At 42.4% G+C, this 19,004-nt stretch carries 23 protein-coding genes; 2 read left to right on the top strand and 21 right to left on the bottom strand.

What is annotated here, in order from left to right; all coding sequences use genetic code 11:
• Positions 1-27 precede the first annotated feature (27 nt).
• From D8847_RS04665 to D8847_RS04695, 7 genes are all read right to left on the bottom strand, one after another.
• Positions 28-408, bottom strand: a complete 381-nt coding sequence (locus tag D8847_RS04665; RefSeq protein WP_125840777.1) for a RidA family protein — start codon at positions 406-408, stop codon at positions 28-30.
• Positions 409-417: 9 nt separating this feature from the next.
• Positions 418-1,005 (bottom strand): ribosome biogenesis GTP-binding protein YihA/YsxC, encoded by a 588-nt coding sequence (gene yihA, locus D8847_RS04670; RefSeq protein WP_125840778.1) that lies wholly within the window; start codon positions 1,003-1,005, stop codon positions 418-420.
• Positions 1,006-1,013: 8 nt separating this feature from the next.
• The gene (gene clpX, locus D8847_RS04675; RefSeq protein WP_004240351.1) at positions 1,014-2,246 is read right to left on the bottom strand and encodes an ATP-dependent Clp protease ATP-binding subunit ClpX; all 1,233 of its coding nucleotides are present in this window, start codon (positions 2,244-2,246) and stop codon (positions 1,014-1,016) included.
• A 31-nt stretch (positions 2,247-2,277) separates the two neighbouring features.
• Complete coding sequence (locus tag D8847_RS04680; protein WP_000442252.1) at positions 2,278-2,448, bottom strand: hypothetical protein; 171 nt, start codon at positions 2,446-2,448, stop codon at positions 2,278-2,280.
• Positions 2,448-2,954 (bottom strand): dihydrofolate reductase, encoded by a 507-nt coding sequence (locus D8847_RS04685; RefSeq protein ID WP_125840779.1) that lies wholly within the window; start codon positions 2,952-2,954, stop codon positions 2,448-2,450. Before D8847_RS04685 ends, D8847_RS04680 begins: the two co-directional genes overlap by 1 nt.
• Before the next feature lie 118 nt (positions 2,955-3,072).
• The gene (gene cmk, locus D8847_RS04690) at positions 3,073-3,747 is read right to left on the bottom strand and encodes a (d)CMP kinase (RefSeq protein ID WP_125840780.1); all 675 of its coding nucleotides are present in this window, start codon (positions 3,745-3,747) and stop codon (positions 3,073-3,075) included.
• A gap of 9 nt (positions 3,748-3,756) precedes the next feature.
• Complete coding sequence (locus D8847_RS04695; RefSeq protein ID WP_061598150.1) at positions 3,757-4,263, bottom strand: SAG1386/EF1546 family surface-associated protein; 507 nt, start codon at positions 4,261-4,263, stop codon at positions 3,757-3,759.
• A 45-nt stretch (positions 4,264-4,308) separates the two neighbouring features.
• On the opposite strand from D8847_RS04695, the gene D8847_RS04700 reads away from it, so the two are divergent.
• The gene (locus D8847_RS04700; RefSeq protein ID WP_185757922.1) at positions 4,309-4,512 is read left to right on the top strand and encodes a ferredoxin; all 204 of its coding nucleotides are present in this window, start codon (positions 4,309-4,311) and stop codon (positions 4,510-4,512) included.
• 82 nt (positions 4,513-4,594) lie between these two features.
• Here D8847_RS04700 and D8847_RS04705 read toward each other — a convergent pair whose 3' ends face one another.
• The 6 genes from D8847_RS04705 to D8847_RS04730 all read right to left on the bottom strand — a co-directional run bounded on the left by D8847_RS04705 (position 4,595) and on the right by D8847_RS04730 (position 11,859).
• Complete coding sequence (locus D8847_RS04705) at positions 4,595-5,560, bottom strand: glycosyltransferase family 2 protein (protein ID WP_125840782.1); 966 nt, start codon at positions 5,558-5,560, stop codon at positions 4,595-4,597.
• A 1-nt stretch (position 5,561) separates the two neighbouring features.
• Positions 5,562-6,581: a UDP-glucose 4-epimerase GalE gene (gene galE / locus D8847_RS04710; protein ID WP_125840783.1), complete on the bottom strand. Its 1,020-nt coding sequence runs from the start codon at positions 6,579-6,581 to the stop codon at positions 5,562-5,564.
• A 258-nt stretch (positions 6,582-6,839) separates the two neighbouring features.
• Positions 6,840-7,943 carry an NAD(P)/FAD-dependent oxidoreductase gene (locus D8847_RS04715; RefSeq protein ID WP_185757924.1) on the bottom strand — a complete coding sequence of 368 codons (1,104 nt, stop codon included), beginning with the start codon at positions 7,941-7,943 and terminating at the stop codon, positions 6,840-6,842.
• Positions 7,944-7,959: 16 nt separating this feature from the next.
• A complete protein-coding gene (locus D8847_RS04720) occupies positions 7,960-8,757 on the bottom strand; it encodes a Nif3-like dinuclear metal center hexameric protein (protein ID WP_125840785.1) in 798 nt (265 codons plus the stop codon).
• Positions 8,744-9,421, bottom strand: coding sequence for a tRNA (adenine(22)-N(1))-methyltransferase (locus D8847_RS04725; protein ID WP_125840786.1), 678 nt, complete (start codon positions 9,419-9,421; stop codon positions 8,744-8,746). Before D8847_RS04725 ends, D8847_RS04720 begins: the two co-directional genes overlap by 14 nt.
• Before the next feature lie 101 nt (positions 9,422-9,522).
• Positions 9,523-11,859, bottom strand: coding sequence for a cation-translocating P-type ATPase (locus D8847_RS04730; RefSeq protein ID WP_125840787.1), 2,337 nt, complete (start codon positions 11,857-11,859; stop codon positions 9,523-9,525).
• A 132-nt stretch (positions 11,860-11,991) separates the two neighbouring features.
• Here D8847_RS04730 and D8847_RS04735 point away from each other — a divergent pair, with 132 nt between their 5' ends.
• Positions 11,992-12,741: a lysophospholipid acyltransferase family protein gene (locus D8847_RS04735; protein WP_049485162.1), complete on the top strand. Its 750-nt coding sequence runs from the start codon at positions 11,992-11,994 to the stop codon at positions 12,739-12,741.
• A 42-nt stretch (positions 12,742-12,783) separates the two neighbouring features.
• On the opposite strand, the gene D8847_RS04740 is transcribed toward D8847_RS04735, so the two are convergent.
• The 8 genes from D8847_RS04740 to D8847_RS04775 all read right to left on the bottom strand — a co-directional run.
• Positions 12,784-13,476: an alpha/beta hydrolase-fold protein gene (locus D8847_RS04740; RefSeq protein ID WP_125840788.1), complete on the bottom strand. Its 693-nt coding sequence runs from the start codon at positions 13,474-13,476 to the stop codon at positions 12,784-12,786.
• Entirely contained in the window at positions 13,457-14,467 is a 1,011-nt protein-coding gene (locus tag D8847_RS04745; RefSeq protein WP_125840789.1) for an ABC transporter substrate-binding protein, read from the bottom strand. The genes D8847_RS04740 and D8847_RS04745 overlap by 20 nt, the downstream gene beginning before the upstream one ends.
• Before the next feature lie 19 nt (positions 14,468-14,486).
• Positions 14,487-15,242: an ABC transporter ATP-binding protein gene (locus D8847_RS04750; RefSeq protein ID WP_125840790.1), complete on the bottom strand. Its 756-nt coding sequence runs from the start codon at positions 15,240-15,242 to the stop codon at positions 14,487-14,489.
• A 1-nt stretch (position 15,243) separates the two neighbouring features.
• On the bottom strand, positions 15,244-16,290 hold the full coding sequence (locus D8847_RS04755; protein ID WP_125840791.1) for a FecCD family ABC transporter permease: 1,047 nt from the start codon (positions 16,288-16,290) through the stop codon (positions 15,244-15,246).
• Between the two features lie 154 nt (positions 16,291-16,444).
• Complete coding sequence (locus D8847_RS04760; RefSeq protein ID WP_125840792.1) at positions 16,445-17,056, bottom strand: TipC family immunity protein; 612 nt, start codon at positions 17,054-17,056, stop codon at positions 16,445-16,447.
• A gap of 4 nt (positions 17,057-17,060) precedes the next feature.
• Positions 17,061-17,669, bottom strand: coding sequence for a TipC family immunity protein (locus tag D8847_RS04765; RefSeq protein ID WP_125840793.1), 609 nt, complete (start codon positions 17,667-17,669; stop codon positions 17,061-17,063).
• A gap of 4 nt (positions 17,670-17,673) precedes the next feature.
• Entirely contained in the window at positions 17,674-18,285 is a 612-nt protein-coding gene (locus D8847_RS04770) for a TipC family immunity protein (RefSeq protein WP_125840794.1), read from the bottom strand.
• A gap of 10 nt (positions 18,286-18,295) precedes the next feature.
• Positions 18,296-19,004, bottom strand: a 709-nt coding sequence (locus tag D8847_RS04775) for a hypothetical protein (RefSeq protein WP_125840795.1), incomplete at its 5' end; no start/stop codon positions are given.

Below are 19,004 nucleotides of genomic sequence, written 5' to 3' on the forward strand. Positions count from 1 at the left end.
GTTTGGCAGAGCCAAACTTCAACTAGCTTATCCAATCTCTGCGATCACTTCAATTTCGACTTTTACATCACGAGGAAGACGTGCAACTTCCACAGCTGAACGAGCTGGAAATTCCTCTTTAAAGGCAGTCTGGTAAACCTCGTTAAAAGGAACAAAGTCATTCATATCGCTCAAGAAGCAAGTTGTTTTGACAACATGGTCAAAGTCTGTTCCTGCTTCAGCCAAAATAGCAGCAATGTTTTTCAAGACTTGTTCTGTCTGTTCTTGGATAGTATCTCCTACAATTTCACCAGTTTCAGGAGATAGGGGAACTTGACCGCTCGCAAACAAAAGATTGCCAACGATTTTCCCTTGAACATATGGTCCGATAGCTTTTGGAGCTTTGTCTGTATGAATTGTTTTTGCCATTTCTTTCCCTCACAATTTTTCGAATATCGCATCCCAAGCCTGATCCATCCCTGCCTTGCTGACAGATGAAAAGAGGATAAAGTCGTCACTTGGGTCAAAGTTTAATTTCTTTTTGATTGCTGATTCATGCTTGTTCCACTTACCGCGAGGAATCTTATCCGCCTTAGTCGCAACGATGATAACTGGAATCTCATAATACTTGAGAAATTCGTACATTTGCACATCATCTGCTGATGGGTCATGGCGGAGATCAACCAGACTGACCACGGCACGAAGATTTTCCCGAGTTGTCAGGTACTCCTCAATCATGCGACCCCACTTTTCACGTTCCTTTTTGGAAACGCGGGCGTACCCATAGCCAGGTACATCCACAAAGCGCATCTTGTCATCAATGTTAAAGAAGTTGAGTAGCTGGGTTTTTCCAGGTTTCCCAGATGTACGGGCCAGATTTTTGCGGTTCAACATGGTGTTGATAAAGCTAGATTTGCCAACATTTGAACGCCCTGCAAGGGCAATCTCTGGCAGTTCATCCTGCGGATAGTGGGACTTGTTGGCCGCACTGAGCAAGATTTCTGCATTATGTGTATTAATTTCCATAGTCACCTCTAGGCTGTTTCTAGAATCGGTTTATCCGTTCCATCAACAGCTTCTTTGGTGATGCGGACCAATTTCACATTTTCCTGACTTGGTACTTCAAACATAACATCTAGCATGGTTTCTTCGATGATGGAGCGAAGACCACGCGCACCCGTTTTGCGTTCGATGGCCTTATTGGCAATCTCTTGAAGGGCTTCGTCGTCAAATTCCAACTCAACGTCATCATAAGAAAGCAAGGTTTGGTATTGTTTGACCAAGGCATTTCTTGGCTCTTTCAAGATGCGAACCAAGTCATCGACGGTTAATTGCTCAAGAGCTGCAAAGACTGGCAAACGTCCAATCAACTCAGGGATAATCCCAAATTTTTGAATGTCTTCTGCGATGATTTCTTGCATGTAGGAGCTATTTTCGTCAATCGCTTTATTGTTTTGTCCAAAGCCAATAACTTTTTCACCCAGACGTTGTTTAACGATTTCTTCGATGCCATCAAAAGCACCACCCACGATGAAGAGGATATTTTTTGTATCCACCTGAATCATCTCTTGTTGTGGATGTTTGCGTCCTCCTTGAGGCGGTACGCTAGCGACAGTTCCCTCGATAATCTTGAGAAGGGCTTGTTGCACACCTTCACCCGAAACGTCACGTGTGATAGACACGTTCTCGCTCTTCTTGGCAATCTTGTCAATTTCATCCACGTAGATAATCCCACGTTCTGCACGTTCGATGTTAAAGTCAGCAGCCTGCAAGAGTTTGAGGAGGATATTTTCCACGTCCTCACCCACATACCCAGCCTCAGTCAGAGCTGTCGCATCTGCAATGGCAAAAGGCACGTTCAAGCTCTTAGCCAAAGTCTGAGCCAAGAAAGTTTTCCCTGAACCAGTTGGCCCAATCATTAAGATATTTGACTTCTGCAAATCCACATCTTCTGACTCTTCACGCGTATCGTGGAAATTGATGCGTTTATAGTGATTGTACACTGCCACTGCCAAGGCACGTTTGGCACGATCTTGACCGATCACATAGTGGTTTAAGATATTGAGGAGTTCGATTGGTTTTGGTACTTCAGACAAGTCTGCCAAGACTTCCTCAGCCAACTCCTCCCGAATGATTTCCTGGGCTAACTCCACACATTCATTACAGATAAAGGCATTGTTCCCAGCGATTATTTTCTTTACTTCTTCTTGGCTCTTGCCACAAAATGAGCAATAAACCATCATATCATTTTTCCTATTTGTAGGCATGATTTCCTTCCATTCTAAATTTTCATTCTATCTAAAATAAGGTCATATAAAAAGCATGGACACTGTTTACCAGATTGGTAAAAGCATTCAACCAGAGTAAGGCAGACAGTCCATAGCGCTTCTTACGAAAAGCCTGTGCTCCAGTCAAAATACAGATTACACACAAAAAAGCTGTGAAAAATCCAAATATACTGCGCTCCATTAGACTTCCTTTCTATCTCGGTATTCGATGGTAAAATCATAGTCATTTTTCTCATCTCGGGTGTAAGATTTGCTTGCGACTGTCTCAAAACGAGACAAGTCAAACTCCTCAGGAAAATATATATCTCCCTCCACCTGAGCATGAATCTGTGTCACGATGATTTCATCTAAATAAGGCTCAAAAGCCTGAAAAATCTGCTTTCCGCCAATGATATAGAGATTTTTTTCCTGACTCTGATACCACGCTAAAACAGACTCCACATCTTGAAATACGAGCGCCCCATCTATGACTTCTTCGCTATTGCGCGTTAAAATCAGGGTTTGCCGTTTTGGAAGCAGACGACGTCCCATGCCATCAAAGGTCACTCGCCCCATCAGTATAGCATGATTTAAAGTTGTTTCCTTAAAATGTTGCAACTCTGCCGGCAAATGCCAAGGGAGACGATTTTCCTTCCCAATCACACCTTTTTCATCCTGGGCCCAAATGGCTATGATTTTTTTTGTCATGCTTCCGTCCTTTTTATTGATATTACTATTTTATCAAAATTCTCCTAAAAAGACTGTTTTGAAACGCGCGCAAAAGAGAGAAAAGGAGCAGGCATCATCTAGCCTACTCCTCTCGTCCCTAGGACATATATTTTTTTGCTTCTGATTCAATTTTTTCGACCACTTCTTGGATACTTAGTCCAGTTGTGTCAAGATAAACTGCATCCTCAGCCTGCTTGAGAGGCGAGGTTTCACGATGACTATCCTTGTAGTCACGCGCAGCAATTTCTTCTTTCAGCGTTTTCAAGTCAGTCTCAATCCCTTTAGCAATATTTTCCTTGTAACGACGCTCTGCTCTTTCTTCAACAGAAGCCACTAGGAAAATCTTGAGTTCAGCTCGTGGTAAAACAACTGTCCCGATATCACGGCCATCCATGACGATACCACCTTGCTGGGCAATCTCTTGCTGGAGCGAAACCAGTTTCTCACGCACCTCAGGAATGGCAGCAATGCTTGAAACTTTGTTGGTCACTTCATTTTCACGGATAGGATGAGTGATATCCACATCCCCTACAAAAACAAGTTGATCACCTGTTTCTGAACGTCCAAAACTAATGGGATGTTGATCAAGCAATTCCAAAAGTTGCTCTACTTTTCCTGCATCCAACTGGTGTTTAAGCGCTATATAAGTCGCAGCACGGTACATAGCGCCCGTATCGAGATAAGTATAACCAAAATCTTTAGCGACAATCTTTGCGACCGTACTCTTACCACTGGAAGCTGGACCATCAATAGCAATTTGAATTGTCTTCATTCCCGACTCCTATCTTGTCTTGATCACATCACCTGGATTGGCAAACCAAGATCCAGATGACATATGAGAAGGATTTAACGCTTCCAACTGGGCAATGGAAATCCCTGCACGCTGAGCAAGAGCTGCCTCACCCTCTCCAGGATGCACAGTGAGTGTTCCTTCTCCTTCTGTGTGCTCTTCTGAACTGCTCTCTGAAGGAGTTGTTTCAGAAGAAGATGTTTCTTCTACCTTGCTACTTGAAGATGACGATGCTTCTACTTTAGAACTTGAACTTGTAGAAGGAGACGATGTATCATAGAAGTCCTTCAAAGATGAAGTACGATTGCTTCCTCCGGTTGATAAGTAAATCAATACAACTACCATCGCTACAACGATCACAAAGAAGAGGCTAGCTAGAACTGTTAAGACACGATTGGCAACAGCGCCCTTTCCTTTTTGTTTACGGCGACGACGCTCTGTTCTTGATTCTTCCTCACTATTTTCATAGATATCTTCTTGCCATGGTTCCTTTGCCATACCTTACTCCTTGTATTTTTTAAACTTTCTTATTACAATATAAATATGAAACTCACACTTATACCTGAACGGTGCATTGCCTGCGGGCTTTGCCAAACCTATTCTGAACTCTTTGATTACCATGATAATGGAATCGTTCGATTTTGCGATGATCCAGTTGAATTGCAAAGAGAAATCGCTGAGAGCAGCAATGTTCTAGAGGCCATCAAAAATTGTCCTACACGTGCACTTCTAAAAGATCCATCATAGTTTAAAAGGGAGATTGATTTTGTAGATTCTCTTTATCACTTTAATCCCTTCACCTACTAGTTTAGCATATTTCTAGGTAAAATTATAGTCTTTTCCGGTTATTTTTTCCTTCAAAAATAGAAAGATCACTTTTTTCTTTGATGAGGTAGAGTGGTCTTTTTTTGGTTTCCAGGTAAATCTTACTGATATACTTGCCCAGAATCCCAATGGTCAGAAGTTGAATCCCCCCAAGAAAGAGAATGACAGCCATCAGAGAGGTCCAGCCAGATGTTGGATTTCCCAAGATAAGAGTCCGAAATACTACAAAAACAGTCATCATAAAAGAAATAAAACAAGATAGAAGTCCAGCTACAAAGGCTATACTCAAGGGGAAATCTGAAAAATTGAGAATCCCTTCAATCGAGTAGAAAAAGAGCTGTCTAAAACTCCAACTGGTCTTTCCAGCCTGTCTTTCGACATTTGGATAGTCTAGGTAGTATGTTCGAAAACCGACCCAGGCAAAGAGCCCTTTAGAGAACCGATTGGACTCGGTCAGGGTTAAAATAGCATCTACCACAGACCTTCTCATCATCCGGAAATCACGGACGCCTGAGGGGAGAGCTACTGGGCTGATTTTTTGCATGAGGCGGTAAAAAAGATCAGCACAGAAACTGCGAAAGAAGGGTTCTCCCTCCCGACTGGTTCTGCGTGTTCCCACACAATCCAAGTTCGCATCCTGATCTAGTAAGGCTTTCATCTCAAGTAGCATACTGGGGGGGTCCTGGAGGTCTGCATCCATCACGACCACCAGGTCTCCAGTCGCATGCTGCAAGCCTGCGTACAGAGCTGCCTCTTTCCCAAAATTTCGCGAGAACGAGATATAATGCACCGCAGGATTTTGCTTCCGATAAGCCTTCAAAAGCTCTAAGGTCCCATCGCTTGAGCCATCGTCTACAAAAACATACTCGACCTCTGCTCCCAGGTCAGGAAGCAAATCTTCAACAGACTGATAAAAAAGAGGAAGTACTTCCTCTTCATTTAAACAGGGGACAATGATCGAAATCATCATCCTAGTCTTCAAATCCATTTGGATGCTTACTTTGCCAACGCCATGCGTCTTCACACATTTTCGTGATATCAAATTCTGCTTCCCATCCGAGTTCTGCTTTGGCTTTTGCAGGATCTGAATAGCAGGCAGCGATGTCTCCTGGGCGGCGTTCTACGATGCGGTAAGGAATGGGATGTCCCACTGCTTTTTCCATATTTTGAATAATTTCAAGAACAGAGTAGCCTTTGCCTGTTCCAAGATTATAAATGTTAAGGCCAGACCCCTTTTGGATTTTTTGAAGAGCTGCAACGTGACCTTTGGCTAGGTCTACGACATGGATATAGTCACGAACACCAGTTCCATCTTCCGTATCGTAATCGTCTCCGAAGACTTGCACTTGCTCTAATTTTCCAACAGCTACCTGAGTCACATATGGTAAGAGATTGTTTGGAATACCGTTTGGATTTTCTCCTAAATCTCCACTCTCATGTGCTCCAATTGGATTAAAGTAACGAAGCAAGACCACATTCCATTCTGAGTCTGCTTTGTAGATATCGGTCAAGATTTCTTCTAACATAAGCTTAGTACGGCCATACGGATTGGTCACTGAAAGTGGAAAATCTTCTAAGATTGGAACCGTGTGAGGATCTCCATATACTGTCGCAGAAGAGCTGAAGATGATATTCTTACAGTTTGCTTCTTCCATAACTTTTAAAAGACTAAGAGTTCCAGCGATATTGTTGTCATAGTAGGCAAGAGGGATACGGGTTGATTCGCCAACAGCCTTCAAACCAGCAAAGTGAATCACACCTGTTGGCTCTTCTTGCTTGAAAATACCTCTGAGTGTATCAGTATCACGGATATCTGCCTCATAGAAAGGAATTTCAACTCCTGTGATTTTTTCAACAACTTCTAAACTTTTACGGTTGCTATTGACAAGGTTATCCACTACAACCACTTGATGACCTGCTTGGATCAACTCAATAACAGTGTGGGTTCCGATAAAACCGGCACCACCAGTTACCAAAATCTTTTCTTGCATCTTGCTTCCTCGATTCTCGAATTATTTTTTCTTATTTTACCATTTTTGGTAGGGAATGTCATTTACCATCCTAAAGGGGAGACTAAAATTTTAGTAAAATGCTTATACTCTTCGAAAATCTCTTCAAACAATGTCAGCTTCGCCTTACCGTGGGTTGGTATGGTTACTGACTTCGTCAGTTCTATCCACAGCCTCAAAGCAGTGCTTTGAGCAGCCTGCGGCGAGATTCCTAGTTTGCTCTTTGATTTTCATTGAGTATCATTCGCTTTTTACTCGTTTGACATAGTTTTCAATTGGATAGTTTACTGGATCCAAGGTCAACTCCTTGTCTTGGACCAGTTGAGCTAGATGATACCCGATGATAGGACCCGTTGTGAGACCTGATGAACCTAGACCACTAGCCGCATAGACACCTGCCAATCCTGGTACCTGCCCAAAGAAAGGGGAGAAATCACTAGTATAGGCACGGATTCCCACACGCTCACCCGATGATTTCACTCCTGCCAAGGCTGGATAGTGAGGCAAGGCCGCCGCCTCCATTTGTTGGAGCAAGGTTTCATCCACTGTCAAATCAAATCCCATATCATTTTCATGGGTAGCGCCTAAGGACAATTTCCCACCTGCAAAAGGGATCAAATCCCACTCCCCCTCTGGCATGACAACAGGGTAAGATGCTAGGTCTTTGGAGAGCTGATAATCTCGGAGCTGTCCCTTTTGGGGACGAACATCTACCTCATATCCTAAAGGCTCCAAAATGTCTCCCAACCAAGCTCCCGTTGCCAAAATAACCTGGTCAAACACCTCTTCACCAATCTGGTAACCTGATGCTAATGGTGTCAGAGTCACTTTTTCTTTGACCGGCTTGACCTGACTGGCTTCTAGTAGACGAGCCACTAGAAGTTGACCATCTACTCTCGCTCCACCAGAAGCATAGAGCAGGCGGTCAAATCCCTGCAAGCCAGGGAATAATTCATTCGCAGACGTTTGGTCCAGAATGGCTAACTGACCTATCAAGGGAGATTCTTCCCTGCGCTGGAGGGCTAGTTCATAGAGTTCCTCAAGCTTGGATTCGTCCTTTTTCAAGAGGAAAACTCCCGAACGCTGATAAAAGTCGATTTTTTGACCAGACTTTTCTAAATCATCCAACAAATCCACATAAAAGTCAGCTCCCAAGCGCGCCATCTTGTACCAGGCTTTATTTCGGCGTTTTGAAAACCAAGGACTGATAATTCCTGCTGCAGCCTTGGTTGCTTGCCCCTGTCCATGGTCAAAAACGGTTACCTCTAGGTCACTTTCTTTCGAGAGGTAGTAGGCAGCTGTTGCTCCCACAATCCCTGCTCCAATAATGGCAACTTTTTTCATTGTCTTCACCTTCTAACTAGATATGGTGGAAAGGATTAGTCGATGCCTGACTAGGCAAGATATCAATAGTCCAGCCCTTTTCTGACTTCCATTGAGTAAGGAGTGCTGCGATTCTTTCCACAAAGAGAACTTCAATATAGTGGCCTGGGTCCAATGCCAACAGGCCATCAGACAGCATATCCTGAGCAGTATGGTAATAGATATCCCCAGTGATATAGACATCAGCTCCTTTTGCCAAAGCATCAGGATAGAGAGACTGACCACTACCACCGCAAATGGCAACTCTTGAAATTTCCTTCTTCAAATCACTCTCTTGATAATGCACCATGCGAAGACTATCAAGACCAAAGACTTGCTTGACATGCTGAGCAAATGCTCCAAAAGTCTGTGGTTTAATGTCACCAATACGCCCAATCCCACGTTCTGGGCCTGTTTCCTGGAGATAAGTCGTCTCCTCAATGCCTAGCATCTGGCAGAACCAGTCATTGAGACCATTCTCTACAATGTCGATATTAGTATGACTGACATAAACGGCAATGTCATGCTTGATAAGGTCGATGTAAATCTGATTTTGTGGACGGCTGGCTACCAAATCCTTAATCGGACGAAAGATAGGCGCATGCTTAACGATAATCAAATCCACACCCTTTTCAATAGCCTCTGCCACCGTGTCTTCACGAATATCAAGGGCAACCATGACCCTTTGGATATCCTTGTCTAAAGTACCGATTTGCAGGCCACGACTGTCTCCCTCCATGGAAAATTCCTGAGGACAAAAGTCTTCATAACGTTTAATCACTTCACTTGCTAACATGGAGCATCTCCTTGATGGCTTGAATCTTATGAGCTAGAACTTGACGTTCTTCTCGATTTTTCTCTGGGATTTGGTCAAGAGCAAACTCTAACTTAGCTGCTTCTTTTTGCCACTTTTGAACGAAGACTGGGCTGACTTCTTTGGACAAGAAGGGGCCAAAGCGAACATCACTAGCTGATAGCTTCATTTGTCCAGCTTCCACCACCAAAATCTCGTAGAATTTGCCAGCTTCTTCTAGGATGCTTTCTGCTACAATCTGAAAACCATTGTCTTGCAACCAGATACGCAAGTCGTCTTCACGATTATTGGGCTGAAGGATCAAACGTTCTACATTAGCCAGCTTGTCCAAGCCTTCTTCCAATATGGTAGCAATCAAACGGCCACCCATACCTGCAATGGTGATAACCGATACTTGGTCGACTTCTTCAAAGGCTGCCAGGCCATTGGCTAAACGGACTTGGATTTTCTCCTTTAAGCCGTGAGTCTCAACATTTTTGACCGCAGACTGGTAGGGACCTTCTACCACCTCACCTGCAATGGCGCTTTTGATTTGGCCTCTCTCAACTAACTCGATAGGCAGATAAGCATGGTCACTCCCCACATCTAGTAAAACGGCCCCCTGTGGCACAAAGGAAGCTACCAATTCTAATCTCTTTGAAATCATCTTCTCTCACTTTCCAAAACTCTATTACCTCTTATTATACCACATTTCAGCTAGCAATCTTGCGCCTAAAAAGACCGCAATCCACAGATTGCAGTCTTTCTTTATTTTTTAGCTTGGTAACGACTGGTTAGAATGAAAATCACGGTAAAGACCAGCATCATGGCCCCATAAACAGGCAACGTTTGTTCAGTCAAGGTTGAAATTTCAAGCAACTTTTGAATCATTGGGAAGAGAGCTGTAGCTAGGAAGCCTCCTACTGACCAAATAACCAAGAGTACACGCCAGAGAGTAAATGGCATGCAGGCTCTAAATACGGATAAGAAACCAATTGACCCCAAAAGATAATAGAGGAGGGTAGATATCTCTATCTCAGACCAACCTTGACTTGCTCCAAATATTTTCACAAAGAGAACGCTGAACACGACCATGAGTGCACTTGGTAGGGCACGAAGCATGGATTTTCTGAGGAAGTTTGGTTCAACAGGTTTGATATTTCGCTCAAAAGTCAGAACGAATGGTGGGAAACCTTCCACGAATTGGTCGATCATGGTAATCTGGATTGGAATGAAAGGGAAAATCAAAATCCACTCAGACCGTCCTAGAAGAGCACTGGCGATACAGATGACAGCGAGCAAGAAGGAATAGATTGTCTTTATCAAGAAAATCGGTGCAATATGGGCAATGTTATTGACCACACGACGGCCTTCAAAGAGAATCTCAGGAACATCATTAAAGTCTGAGTTCAAGAGAACTAGATTGGCAATCTGACGAGTCGCCGGATCCCCTTCAGCCATTACGATCGAACAATCCGCCTCACGAAGGGCCAGGATATCATTGACTCCATCCCCTGTCATGGCCGTTGTATGCCCTGCTTTTTTCAGGGTTTGGATGATGAGTTTCTTTTGATGAGGGGAAACACGTCCGAAAATAGCTGTCTCTTCAGCCATGGCAATCAATTCCTCATCCGTGATTTTTGAACAATCTACATAGCTGTGATAGTCTGCAAAACCAGCCTTCTGGGCAATACTGGAAACCGTAACTGGATTGTCACCAGAGATAATCTTGAGTCCCACTTCCTGAGAACGGAGATAGTCTAGCGTCTCTGCTGCTCCCTCTCGAATAGGGTCCAAAATCTCCAGCAGTGCCAAGGCTTGAATATCAGATGGTTTTTGTGGCTTGTGGTGGTCTAGTTTTTCGTGACTGAGAGCCAAGACCAAGACACGAGAACCTCTCTCCAAGGCCTCTCTGGCTTCTGGGACTTCAGAGTCCAGCAACATCTCAGGCGCACCTAAGAAAACCGTTCCTAGCCCTTCTAACTCCATAGCCCCCCACTTGCGGTCGCTAGAGAAAGGCAGATTCGAGATCGCAGGATAGGCAACCTGTCCTTGGAAACGCTGGCGAATGGCTTGAGCTGTTGGATTTTTATCCTCACTATGAGCGATATAGCTAGTCAAAATGCTGGCAATAGCCTCATCACCATAAGTTTCCGTCAGCGGAAGAACTGCCTCCACCTGCATCTTTCCTTGGGTGATGGTGCCCGTCTTGTCCAGACAAAGCATATCCACACGCGCCAAGGTTTCGACAGAGTACATCTCCTGCACCAAGACCTTTTTCAAACCCAGTTTGATTACAGCTGTTAAGAGCGAAGTGATGGTTAAAAGGGCAATTCCCTTGGGCAACATACCCAAAAGGGCTGTTGACGAATTTACAACGGATGACTTGAGGGGCAAGCCTTTTAACATCAAGGCTTCTAGCAGGAGAGCTAGACCAAAGGGAATGATAATCTTCCCAGTAAAACCTGCTAGCTTGTCCAGCGATTTCATGATACGGGAGTTGATCGGTTTCACTGTCTTAGCTTCCAGCATGAGTTTGGAAGCATAGTTGTCTGCCCCGACATGGTGAACTTGAGCCAAAACTGCGCCACTGGCTAGGAAACTCCCTGATAAAAGCAAGGCATCCACTTCTTTTTGCACCAAATCACTCTCACCCGTCAACATAGCTTCATTGACTTCTGCAAATCCTTCCAGAACCAAGGAATCACTAGGAATCTGCTCTCCAGCAGACAAACGAATGACATCTCCTAGGACTAATTCTTCTGGATTGAGAGCGACTTCTTGACCATCACGGATGGTTTTGACCTTTTCCTTGGTCATGAGATTGAGCTTGTCCACCATGTGTTTGGCCCGTAGCTCAGTCACAATCCCAGAAAAAGCGTTAAAGCAAATAACGGCAAAGAAAACCAAATTGCTCCAAGCCTGCACAAAGGCCAGCGCTAGGGCAATAACAAAGTTTAATGCGTTAAAAAGTGTAAAAACATTTCGTTTGATGATTTGCCAAGTACTGGTACTGGCCGACGCGGTAAAGTCATTGACCAAACCTTGAGCCTGTCTTTCTTTGACTTCTCTTTGGGTTAATCCTATTATCTTATTTTTATCCATGAATTCTATCATATCATTTTTTTTAAAAGAATTCTAATCCCATCTAAAACTGTTGGCTGATAACTGAAAAAGTTTGCCAGCAGTCTTTTGATAAGGTATAATAATAAAAGCAATACAATCGAAGGAGATCTCATGTTTTATACTTATTTGCGTGGACTGGTCATGCTGATCTTGTGGTCCATCAATGGCAATGCCCACTATCACAATACTGATAAAATCCCTAGCCGAGACGAAAACTATATCCTCGTCGCACCTCACCGTACCTGGTGGGATCCAGTTTACATGGCCTTTGCGACCAAGCCAAAACAGTTCATCTTTATGGCCAAAAAAGAGCTGTTTAACAACCGTATCTTTGGCTGGTGGATCCGTATGTGTGGCGCCTTTCCTATCGACCGGGAAAAACCTAACGCCTCTGCCATCAAGTACCCTATCAACGTCCTCAAAAAAAGCGACCGCTCTCTCATCATGTTTCCAAGTGGGAGCCGTCACTCAAATGATGTCAAGGGTGGCGTAGCCTTGATTGCTAAAATGGCCAAGGTTCGCATCATGCCTGTTACCTATACCGGTCCCATGACCTTGAAAGGCTTAGTCAGCCGTGAACGTGTGGATATGAACTTTGGAAATCCAATCGATATCTCAGACATTAAGAAAATGAATGATGAAGGGATTGAAATGGTTGCAGACCGTATCCAAGCAGAATTCCAACGTTTGGACGAAGAAACCAAACAATGGCACAACGATAAAAAACCAAACCCACTCTGGTGGTTTGTCCGCATCCCTGCCCTCATCCTTGCTGTGGTTGTTGGTATCCTAACAATTATCTTTACCTTCATCGCAAGCTTTATCTGGAATCCAGATAAGAAGAGAGAGGCTCTTGGTTAAAAAATACAATTGTCCCTTGGCTTTTGCCAAGGGATATTTCTTTTATTCGATTTTCCATTTTTGGGACAACCAGTTGGAAAAGGCTAGAAATCGCTCAGCCACTTGCTCATGATGCCCATAGGGATCAAAGACAAACTGACCAGTCGGATAACGTTTCTGAAGACTAGTATGGATCTGCTCAGCATAGGCTGGTGCTTGAGCCAAGCGATTGGTATGATGGGTTCCTTCTGTTTGACCATTCTGTAAATACAGCAAGCAATCCATATTTTCCAGCTTTTCTTCCTTGCAATAAGTCGTAAAATCAGGATACCAAAAGGAACCGCAAATCGAGAAGACACAGGAGACCTTGTCAAATCCGAAAAGACTGGATACTGCCGCCAAACCTCCCAGTGAATACCCTCCATAGGCAAGACGATCTTCATCCAGATGATAAAGCGACTGCAACTTGTCTAAAAGACCTCCAAATAAATGACCATGATAGGCATTTGCCTGACCGCCAAAATCCGGAGCTCCATCCCTTAAAGCAGATGCCTTCCAGGGAGTGTAGTCATCTAGGCGATTTTTAGAGGTCAAACCAACTAAAATCACAGATTCTGAAAGGGAAGATAGAAAATCCAAGTTTCCATCATTCAAGAGAATCGCTGGATAGGTTTGATTGGGGTCATAGGTCGAAGGAAGGCTGATCTTAACTTGAATCCCTTCCCAATCAAACTCATTATTTATTGATAAAGTCATTGATTTTCTCAAGGGAATCAATCACTGCTGGACCATAGTCCATCAACTCATCGTAAGAAATGGTCATGATTTTTTGATTCTTAATTGCAGGAACGTTTTCCAAAACTTCATTTGCCTTCATCAACTCTACTGCGTTGGCATCCAATTTTTTATTGCGGTCGCTGGTTACATAGATAATCAACTCAGGATCCATTGACACGAGATTTTCCAAGGTCAAGCCTGATGTTCCCGTTGCAACGTTGGTATAACCAAGTTGATTCAACAAGCTTTCTTGCAAAGCAGACTTGTAAGCACCAAAGGTTTCGTCATTATAAGCAACCATAATCAAAGCCTTTTTCTTTTCACCTTGGCTTGCTGGATTTGCTTTCTTAACAGCGTCAATTTTAGCTTGTAATTGGGCTGCGTATTCATTAGCCTTGTCCTGAACATTGAAAATCATTCCAAGATTTTTGACATCTTCTACAATATTCCCTAAATCTTGCTGAATCGTTGAGAGAGAAGCTTTTTGCGTATAGACTGGGATTTTGTTTTCATTCCAAGTGCTAACTGTCCCCAAGGATTTTTCAGAAAACATCATATTCCGACCCATTACTGCGTCCGGTTCATAAGAAAGGACTGTCTCTTGTGAGACTGTTTTTTTATCCCCAATTTGAGGAATCGTCGCAATCGCGTCCTTGTATTTGTCCGTCACAGCATTATCAGGGTTAAGCATGCCAGCAATTTTATCCTTCAAGCCTAACTCCAATAAGATTTCAGTGGTTGAAAGATTGTTGGTGATAACTTTTTCAGGTGCCTTGTCAAAGACTTGTTCGACTTCATTTCCCTTAGCATCATAGGTCTTGACTGTTAACGGATAAGTCGTCTCTGTGCTGGCTTTTTGACTTGTTTCTGTACTAGACTGTGTGGTAGTTTTTTCTGTAGTAGTATTACCACAAGATGCCATGGTTAGGGTAGCTACTGTTACGAGTAAAATGCTTAGTGTTTTTTTCATTTTGTTTTCCTTTTCTTTCTTATAAATAGTGAATCATAGCTTGCTGATCCTCGGTCCAAGTAACCTGACTTTGAACTCCGTATACAGTTTGCAATGACTCAGGGGTGATGGTCTCCTTTGGAGTCCCTTGGTAAAGGATTTCTCCCTCTTTCATCAGATAGAGATAATCCGAATAGCGACAAGCAAGTTGAATATCATGTAGGACAGCTAAAACATTGACCTTGAGATTCTTCACAATAGCCAACAAGTCTAGCTGATACTTGATATCCAGGTGATTGGTTGGTTCGTCCAGGAGCAATAGAGTCGGTTCTTGCACCAAGGCGCGGGCTAATAAGACTCGCTGTTTCTCTCCCCCTGACAGAGACGAATAGAGACGAGTTTTCTTCTCGAGCATATCCACCTTGACGAGAGCATCTTGAACGAGTGTAAAATCTCTTTCCCTTTCCTTCTGTAAAAAAGAGAGGTGGGGAGTTCTTCCCAACAAGACGATTTCTTCAACTGTACAATCAAACTGCAGCTGATTAAACTGGGTGACAACTGCCATTTGCTTAGCTGTTTCTTTGAGTGACCAATGCTCCAGCGGCTTTCCATCTAGGCTTATCAAGCCTTTGTCCGCCTTTTCCTGACGATAGAGGAGTTTAAGAAGACTGGTTTTCCCACTTCCATTTGGTCCTAGTATCGTGTGAAATTGATGCCCCTCAACCTTAAGAGAAACTCCTTTGAGGATTTTTTTCTCTCCTAGTCCAAAGTGAACATCCTGACAAATCAAGTCCATATCAGGCCCTCACCTCCCTTCGCCTACCTCCAACAATGTAGATAAAGAAGGGAGCACCTACTAAGGCTGTGAAAATACCAATCGGCAACTCAGCGTTTGGAATGATGATACGGGAGAGTACATCTGCCCAGATGACAAAGAGGGCACCCAGTATGGTCGCAACAGGAAAAAGTCTCCTGTAATTCGTTCCTACTAACCCTCGAGCTAAGTGAGGAGTAATCAGACCAACAAATCCAATAATCCCACAAGTAGCCACCAAGACAGCTGTCAGCACAGCCACCACGGTCACGTAAAGATACCAATAGAAGCGTAAGGGAATCCCCAAAGTTAAAGCAGCCTCATCTCCCATCATCATCGCATTGAAAACACGATACTGAGTAGAGAAAAATAGAAAGGCTATTCCTACTACCATAGTTGGCAGGACTAAGTCAGACCAGGTAGTCCCGGCAAGCGAGCCCATAGTCCAAAACTTAATGGTCATCACACTGTCCGCATTAGCGCCAACTGAGATGATAAAGTTGGAAAATGCCAGAAAGAGAGCATTGACCACCGTTCCTGATAAGATCAGACTAGAAGTCGTCATCCTTCCCTGCATAGAGGCAATGATAAGGACAGCAATTGTTGCCAAAATAGCTCCAAGGAAAGCTCCAAGGCTAATCACCAATTTTAAACCAAGAACGATGCTCAAAGTTGCCCCTAGAGTTGCACCCGCAGAAATTCCTAAGACATAAGGCTCTGCGATGGGATTGTTCACTGTAGACTGCATCACGCTACCACACATAGAAAGACCAGCCCCTACTATCAGACCTAACAATACTCGGGGGAATCTCATGTTCCATACAATGGCAAGAGTAGACTTGGAAACCTCTCCTATCTCAAGAGGAAATCCCAATCTGCTCAAAATGATCCGATATGTATCTCCTAAGTCAATCGCTACGGATCCCATTGAAACTGCTAGAAAGAGAGAAATCCCTAAAATACCTAGCAAAACAACTAAAAGTAACGCAAATTGCTGGTCTTGTCGGCTTCCAGAAAATTTGGAAAGCATGCAAATCTCCTTTGATAGAATCTTAAAAATTTAGAAAATTCTCATAAAAAGTATACCATATTTCTATTAGATGAACAAGGATAGAGACATATATAGAAAAAGCCCTCTGATAACAGAGAGCCACCTGTTTATATAATCAGCAAGAATCTTTATATCACCAATTCTCCCACTGGGTCTCAACCTTCACATCGCCATAATTGCTTGGCGAGTATTTACTGTCATAAATCGAGCACCAGTCTTTCAAGACTTTCTGGTTGATGATTTCGTCGTAGTAAGAATCCAAGTTCTTAGCAGTGATACCATACTGCTCTAGGTAGGATTTCACCTGAGCTTCGTCTTCGATATAAGTTTCCGTATCTGCTTTCTTTAATCCTATTTTGACAAATTTTTTTAAACTACGTTCTTTATGATAATATACAGTCCACATTTTTATACTAACGTTGGACTCTATCCGTTTTTCAAATGAAATCAAGCTTAATTGAGCTTCGGATTTAAAATTAAAATCTACAGCAATTTTCTCATAGCTATCTGGTAAAGCATTTCCCTCATAGGCAACACTTGGATAAAATTTAGAATCATCACTATACTCTTGATATTTATGTGCTTCAACGTCTTTCAACTTGTTAAAAACATTATTTCCTAGATAGGTTTTCTCCGTTTCTTGGTAAATTTCATCAAAAATGTTTTTAGGTTGTTTAGAAAAAAAGTAAAAACAAGATGATACGATTATCACGAATAAGGCTACTAGGCCTAGGATTTTCTTCATGTTGTCACCAATTCTCCCACTGGGTTTCAACCTTGACATCGCCATAGTTGCTTGGCGAGTACTTACTGTCATAAATCGAACACCAGTCTTTTAAGACTTTCTGGTTGACGATTTCGTTGTAGTCTTTGTCTAAATCTTCTTTGGAAATATTATTTTTTCTTAAATATTCTCTTACTTTTTCTTCATCATCAATAAATTGACCTGGTTTCCTTGGCTCTTCAAAAATCGCAAGCTCCTTTTTGAGTACTTTCTTTTGCATATTATAGTGCACCGAATACCATAGGGTAATATTCGAATTAGTCTTCCTTTCAAAAAGAATCAACACTCCCTTTATATCTTCTCCAAAATTAAGGTTAATGGTTATATCACTATAGCCTTTGGGAAGAGTTTTATATTTTCCAAAGGGAGTATAGGATATATTTGGGTCATCACTTGGCCAACCGGCCCTGATTTTAAACCCATCTATGTTTCTTAAAATATTATTTGACCGATAAGTCTTCTCTGTCTCCTGGTAGATTTCATCAAAAATATTGTTAGGTTGACGCACAAAAAAGTAAAAACAAGATGATACGATTATCACGAATAAAGCTACTAAGCCTAGGATTTTCTTCATGTTATCACCAATTCTCCCACTGGGTTTCAATCTTGACATCACCATAGTTGCTTGGCGAGTACTTACTGTCATAGATGGTACACCAGTCTTTTAAGACTTTCTGGTTGATGATTTCGTCGTAGTAAGAATCCAAATCCTTAGCAGTGATACCGTACTTCTCCAGGTATGTTTTCACTTGGGCCTCGTCTTCGATATAGTTATCCTCATTTCCTGATAATACTATCTGAATTGACTTTGTGATCATTTTAGTTTTTTGGCTATACTTACTAATCATCCATAACTTCACATCCCCAGATATTTTCTTCTCAAATGAAACAAACAGCTCGTTAGAATAATTTTTAAAATTAAAATCAATAGATATATTATTAAAGTTTTGAGGGTTGCTTTTACTAGTATACAATCCAAATGGATTTTGAGAGATATTAGGGTCATCAGTTGGCCAAACTGGTTTAATGTCAAAGCCATCTATATTTCTTAAAATATTATTTGATCGATAGGTTTTCTCCGTCTCCTGATAAATCTCATCAAAAATATTTTTAGGTTGTTGGGTAAAAAAGTAGAAACAGGATAATACAATTAATGCAAATAACGCTATTAGACCTAAAATTTTTTTCATCATCATCCTCCTACTCCGCCACGGCTTCCAAGCGGTTTAAAAACTTGGATACACCTTGATAATTACTTTCAATATACGCTTTAATTGCATCTTCCCCTTTTTCCATAACCTCTAATGGAAGGATACTAGCATAAATAGTACTTCTAACCTGCTTCCAATCTTTATTTTTCAAGAATTCTCTTTCTCTAAGAGTCGAATCCTTTTGAAGGTCAGCATAATAGGAAGATATGGCTTGGTCATAGGATTGCCCCTGTTGCACCCGACCGATAAGATTGACTGAATCAAGGTCTGCCTTGTAGTCATCTTCGCCAATACTTGGTTTTTTATCCGTAGCATTTTTAGTCGTGTCTCCCTCCCAGCCTGAAAGGTCCTTGATACGCTCTCTACCGCCATAGATATCGGCTAACTGAACTTGATTAAGATTAAGATGAGTAGCCATGGTAATGGACTGGTGGGTAAAGTCTGCGTGGCCCGCTCCATTGTTAGAATAGGCCTTTAGTTTGCTATCCCAAAACGTATCAAAATCATCAACTTTCCCGTAAGCTTCTTTATATTCACTTTTAGCCGACTTGTATTTTTGGGGAGTGTCTGTTTTCATTTTAGTTGAAAAATTTCCTCCACCAGCTAGTGTATGTTGCAATCTAAGGTTATAGTACAATTCTTTGGCCTTTTCTTCTTTCAACCCCAGTTCTTGATAAATTTCAAGAATTGGTTTCAAT

This window comes from Streptococcus mitis (assembly GCF_003942795.1).
GTDB lineage: Bacteria > Bacillota > Bacilli > Lactobacillales > Streptococcaceae > Streptococcus > Streptococcus mitis_BJ.